General features: G+C 57.7%; 2 protein-coding genes and 1 pseudogene. All 3 read right to left on the bottom strand.

Translation table 11 applies throughout. The features are described 5' to 3' along the window. Positions 1-139: 139 nt before the first annotated feature. A complete protein-coding gene (gene purC / locus ACXRVY_RS27065; protein ID WP_007944067.1) occupies positions 140-853 on the bottom strand; it encodes a phosphoribosylaminoimidazolesuccinocarboxamide synthase in 714 nt (237 codons plus the stop codon). A 28-nt stretch (positions 854-881) separates the two neighbouring features. Continuing rightward, positions 882-1,640, bottom strand: coding sequence for an MBL fold metallo-hydrolase (locus tag ACXRVY_RS27070; RefSeq protein ID WP_223463005.1), 759 nt, complete (start codon positions 1,638-1,640; stop codon positions 882-884). A gap of 4 nt (positions 1,641-1,644) precedes the next feature. Further along, a pseudogene (locus ACXRVY_RS27075) lies at positions 1,645-1,804 on the bottom strand (outer membrane protein assembly factor BamC); the annotation flags it as partial.

Consider the following 1,804-nt stretch of genomic DNA (forward strand, 5'->3'; position numbering starts at 1 on the left):
GGTGAAGGTACAACGGATTTCGAATCCGTCCCATTCGGCCACTCTGGCATCTCTCCAACGGCGCGCATCATAACAACACTTTCGCAGGAAGCGAACCCCCTAAGCGAAATATTTCTGTGCTATCAGATGCTTGCGTCGGTTAAAGCGGTACGCCAAGACGATTGGCGACTTCTTCGTAGGCTTCGATAACGTCACCGAGGCCCTGACGGAAGCGGTCCTTGTCCATTTTCTTACCGGTCGCCTTGTCCCACAGGCGGCAGCCGTCCGGGCTGAATTCGTCGCCCAGCACGATGGAGCCATCGTGGAACACGCCGAATTCCAGCTTGAAGTCGACCAGCAGCAGGCCGGCGTCGTCGAACAGTTTGCTCAGGACTTCGTTGACCTTGAGCGACAGCTCTTTCATGCGAACCAGTTGCTCGGCGGTGCCCCAACCGAAAGCCACGACGTGGGATTCGTTGATGAACGGGTCGCCCTTGGCGTCGTCCTTCAGGAACAGTTCGAAGGTGTAAGGATTGAGCTTCATGCCCTCCTCGACACCCAGACGCTTGACCAGGCTGCCCGCAGCGTAGTTACGCACGACGCATTCGACCGGGATCATGTCGAGTTTTTTCACCAGGCATTCATTGTCGCCCAGCAATTTGTCGAATTGGGTCGGCACGCCAGCAGCTTCGAGCTTCTGCATGATGAAGGCGTTGAACTTGTTGTTCACCATGCCTTTGCGGTCGAGCTGCTCGATGCGCTTGCCGTCGAACGCCGAGGTGTCGTTGCGAAACAGCAGGATCAAACGGTTAGCGTCGTCGGTCTTGTAAACCGACTTGGCTTTGCCGCGGTAGAGTTCTTCACGTTTTTCCATGATGGGCTCCGCTTGCTAAGTAGATGGGCTAGGCGATGTGGCGCCAGTCGAGCCCTGAATCTTGATCGGCCAGTTGCAGCCAGTCCGGGTCGCACCCGAGGGTGTCGACAAAACATTGCCGGGCCAGCTGCGGCAGGTTGTTCTTGCTGCTCAGATGGGCCAGGACCAGGTGTTGCAGGTCTTTCCAGCCCAACTCGGCCACCAGGAATGCCGCCTGATGGTTATTCAAATGTCCCAGTTCACCGCCCACCCGTTGCTTGAGAAAGTACGGGTAATGACCGCGAGCCAGCATGTCACGACAGTGATTGGACTCGATCATCAACGCATCGAGGTCCCGATAGCCGTCCAGCACCTTGTCGCAATACGAACCCAGGTCGGTCAACAGGCCGAAGCGCCGCTCACCGTCACTGAAGACATACTGCGTCGGTTCCTGTGCATCGTGGGCCACGGCAATGACACCGATGCTCAAGTCGCCGATTTGCAGTTGCTCGCCGCCGGCCAGAAAGCCTGCGGGTTCAATCGGTTTGCGCATCCCGCGCAAGGTCCCGCGACTGAGGTAGACAGGCAGATTGTAGCGCCGAGACAGCAAACCCACGCCATGCACGTGGTCGGCATGTTCGTGGGTCACGAGTATCGCGCTCAGCTGCGCAGGGTTCACACCCAGGCGCAGCAGGCGTTTTTCGGTTTCCCGCAGGGAAAAACCACAATCCACCAATACGTACGTATCAGCGCTGGATATCAGCGTGCCATTCCCTTGACTGCCGCTGCCGAGAACGGCAAAACGCATAGGATCAGCCCAGGTTGTCCTGAATCTTGCTCAACACTTTACGCGCTACCTCTGGCGGCGCCACGGTGTTGATGTTTTTCTCGACGGTGACCTGGACGTTCTCGCCAACCTTGCTCAGGCGAACCTGATAACGCTYGGCGCGGGCATCCAGCTCTTCCTTGCTC

The organism is Pseudomonas sp. P5_A2_2 (assembly GCF_054177685.1).

Excerpts from the sequence above, each read along its gene's own strand:
- ACXRVY_RS27070 (WP_223463005.1), bottom strand. The coding sequence starts at position 1,640 with ATGCGTTTTGCCGTTCTCGGCAGCGGCAGTCAAGGGAATGGCACGCTG.
- purC (WP_007944067.1), bottom strand. The coding sequence starts at position 853 with ATGGAAAAACGTGAAGAACTCTACCGCGGCAAAGCCAAGTCGGTTTAC.